This window comes from Agromyces humi (assembly GCF_009720255.1).
In the GTDB taxonomy this organism is placed as follows: Bacteria; Actinomycetota; Actinomycetes; order Actinomycetales; family Microbacteriaceae; genus Agromyces; species Agromyces humi.
The window spans coordinates 1-3,202 of sequence record NZ_WJSP02000400.1 but is presented as its reverse complement, the minus strand read 5'-3'; the positions used below and the strand labels follow the sequence as shown (position 1 = coordinate 3,202).

At 69.7% G+C, this 3,202-nt stretch carries 4 protein-coding genes; 2 read left to right on the top strand and 2 right to left on the bottom strand.

What is annotated here, in order from left to right:
• A partial coding sequence (locus tag GH736_RS19840; protein ID WP_159606401.1) for a MarR family winged helix-turn-helix transcriptional regulator occupies nucleotides 1–470 on the bottom strand: 470 nt, incomplete at its 3' end.
• Nucleotides 471–557: 87 nt separating this feature from the next.
• Here GH736_RS19840 and GH736_RS19835 point away from each other — a divergent pair.
• Entirely contained in the window at nucleotides 558–1,148 is a 591-nt protein-coding gene (locus tag GH736_RS19835; RefSeq protein ID WP_159606399.1) for an NADPH-dependent FMN reductase, read from the top strand.
• A 69-nt stretch (nucleotides 1,149–1,217) separates the two neighbouring features.
• Here GH736_RS19835 and GH736_RS19830 read toward each other — a convergent pair whose 3' ends face one another.
• Nucleotides 1,218–1,520, bottom strand: coding sequence for a DUF1540 domain-containing protein (locus GH736_RS19830; RefSeq protein ID WP_159606397.1), 303 nt, complete (start codon nucleotides 1,518–1,520; stop codon nucleotides 1,218–1,220).
• Nucleotides 1,521–1,776: 256 nt separating this feature from the next.
• Here GH736_RS19830 and GH736_RS19825 point away from each other — a divergent pair.
• The coding region (locus GH736_RS19825; RefSeq protein WP_159606395.1) for a DHA2 family efflux MFS transporter permease subunit at nucleotides 1,777–3,202 on the top strand (1,426 nt) is incomplete at its 3' end.

Sequence of the window (3,202 nt, the reverse complement as noted above, 5' to 3'; positions counted from 1 at the left end):
GCCGCGCGCGCCGGCTCCTCGTCGAGCCGCTCACCCACCCGGGCGGCGACGTCGGCGATCATGCGCTTCTCGTCGGGACCGAGGACGTCGAGGAAGAGGCTGCGGATGGCCGACGCGTGGTCGCGCATCGCACCCAGCAGCGCGCGGCGGCCGTCACGGGTGAGCACGACCCAGGAGCCGCGGCCGTCGGTGTCGCACTCGACGCGCTCGACGAGACCTCGGGCGACCATGCGGGTGAGCTGATGGGAGAGCCGGCTCTTCTCCCAGGCGATCGCCTCGCCGAGCTCGCCCGGGCGAAGCCGTCGGTCGGGCGCCTGGAACAGCGTGAGCATCACGCCGTAGTCGCCCTGCGAGATGCCCGCGTCACGCTGCAGGCGACGGTCGAGTTCGCGCATGAGGTCGCGGTGCATGGTGGCGAAGTCGTGCCAGAGCTGCCACTCGGTCGCATCGATCTCGGACACCTCGGACATGTCGCCAGCCTAGCCGAGATTGGTTGACGTGTCATCTATTAAGGTTATGATGACGCGTCAACTACTTCATCGGGAAGGCACCACACCATGTCCACTGTCAAGATCGGCATCATCATCGGCAGCACGCGTCCGGGCCGCGTCGGCGACCAGGTCGCGAACTGGGTGCTCGAGCACGCCTCCGCGCGTACCGACGCCGAGTTCGAGCTCGTCGACCTCGCCGACTTCTCGCTCCCGCACCTCGACGAGGCCATGCCGCCGAGCCTCGGGCAGTACGCGAACGACCACACCAAGGCGTGGGCCGAGAAGGTCGACTCCTTCGACGGCTACATCTTCGTGACCCCCGAGTACAACCACTCCACGTCGGGCGCGCTGAAGAACGCGCTCGACTTCGTCTACGGCGAGTGGAACGACAAGGCGGCCGGGCTCGTCAGCTACGGCGCCGCGGGCGGCACGCGGGCCGCCGAGCACCTGCGGCTCATCCTCGGCGAGCTGCAGGTCGCCGACGTGCGCCAGCAGGTCGCGTTCTCGCTCATGACCGACTTCGAGAACTACCACGTGTTCACGCCGGCGGCCTACCACCAGGGCATGCTCGCGACCCAGCTCGACCAGCTGGTGCCGTGGGCCGCAGCGCTCAAGGGCGTGCGCGACGCGCGTTCGGCGCTCGCCGCCGCAGCCTAGGCCGGCGACGCAGCCACGCGAACGCCCCGGCTCCCGCTCGACGCGGGACACCGGGGCGTTCGTCGTGGCTCAGGCCGGCTCGTAGGTGAGGCAGTCCGCGTCGTCGACCCCGGGGCCGACGCGAACGGATGCCGCGGTGCACTCGAGCGAGGAATTGTGCACGCACTCCGACCGCTGGCAGGCGCCCACGTGCGACAGCACCTTGTCGAGTCCGCCCTTCGTGCCGAGCGGGATGAACGTCGCGCACTCGGCGTCACCGACGGAGCCGGCGATCGTCACGGCGGCGGCGTGGCAGTGGGAATGGTCGTTGTAGGAGCAGCCCGTCACCGAACACTCGGCAACGGCGGGCAGTTCGTCGAGCGTCATGCTCATGGTGACCTCCAAGGGCGGTTGCGACGGTGCGATACCCGCGATGGTAATCCCGACGACCTGTCGCCCGCAGCATCCGAAGTCGACTTTTTCGCAGATCAGCGGCACTTTCTTGGTGAGGCTAGCCTAACCTTGGCACTGCGGGCGGCCCTGCCGATCGTGCGCTCGTCGGGCGCGCGGCGACGAACTTCGGATGGATGACGCCCGGCGCCGGACCCGCCTAGGGTGAGCGAGTCACCTGTACGAGATCGGAGCGCACGTGGCATCCGCAGCCCGCCGTTGGATCGGCCTGGTCGTCATCAGCCTGGCCGTCGCGCTGATCATCGTCGACTCGACCATCGTGAACGTCGCCATCCCGTCGATCGTCGACGACCTCGGCATCACGTCGACGCAGGTGCAATGGGTGCAGGAGAGCTACACCATCGTGTTCGCCGCGCTGCTGCTCACCTTCGGCACCATCGCCGACCGCGTGGGCCGGCGCCGGATGATGGTCATCGGCATCACGATCTTCAGCCTCGCGAGCATCGCCGCCGCGCTCGCGCCGACCGGCGACCTGCTCATCCTCTCGCGGGTCGTGCAGGGCGTCGGCGGCGCGATGATCCTGCCCACGTCGCTGTCGATCATCAACGCGAACTTCCACGGCCGTGAGCGCGGCATCGCCTTCGCGGTGTGGGGCTCGACGATCGGCGGCATGGCCGCGGTCGGCCCGCTGCTGGGCGGCTGGCTCACCACCGACTTCTCCTGGCGGTGGGCGTTCGGCATCAACGTGCCGCTCGGCATCCTCACCATCGTGGGCGCCCTCCTCACCGTCGCGGAGTCGCGCGCCGCCCGTCCCATGCGGCTCGACCCCGTCGGCGCCGTGCTCTCGGTGATCACCTCGGCGAGCCTCGTCTTCGCGCTCATCGAGGGCCGCACCTACGGCTGGTGGGAGACCGAGTCCCCGCTCCTGTTCGGCGACTGGGAGTGGACCTTCCCCATCTCGCCGACGCCGTTCCTGTTCGCCATCGCCGTGCTGAGCGGTGCCGCGTTCGTCGCGTGGGGCGTCGCACGGCAGCGTCGCGGCCGCGATCCGATGCTCCCGTTCGGGCTGTTCCGCATCCCGTCGTTCCGCAACGGCAACATCGCGGCGCTCATCGTGTCGCTCGGCGAGTTCGGCATCATCCTCTCGCTGCCGCTCTGGCTGCAGAACGTGCTCGGCTACGACGCCCTCCAGACCGGGTACGTGCTGCTCGGGCTCGCCATCGGCGCCTTCGCGGCGAGCGGGGTGGCCGGCACCCTGGGGCAACGGGTCGCGCCCGTGTGGACGGTGCGCGTCGGCATCCTGCTCGAGATCGCCGGCCTCGTCGTCATCGCGTTCGTCATCGCGGTCGACACCCCCTGGTGGCAGATCGTCATCGGCCTGTTCGTGTACGGCTTCGGCGTCGGCCTCGCGACGGCCCAGCTCACGGGCGTCGTGCTCGCCGACGTGCCCGTCGCGCAGAGCGGTCAGGCGTCGGGCACGCAGAGCACCGCGCGCCAGTTCGGTTCGGCGCTCGGCATCGCGATCCTCGGCACGGTGCTGTTCACGTTGCTCGGAACCAACCTCGACGAGGAACTCGAGCCGTTCGTTCCCGAGCCGCAGCGCGCGCAGGTCGTCGACGCGGTGGTCGACAGCGCCGGGGCCGCCATCCCGGCCATCGAGGCGC

What these genes read in the sequence shown, in the direction of transcription:
- GH736_RS19835 (WP_159606399.1), top strand. Translation starts at nt 558, where the DNA reads ATGTCCACTGTCAAGATCGGCATCATCATCGGCAGCACGCGTCCGGGC.
- GH736_RS19830 (WP_159606397.1), bottom strand. Translation starts at nt 1,520, where the DNA reads ATGAGCATGACGCTCGACGAACTGCCCGCCGTTGCCGAGTGTTCGGTG.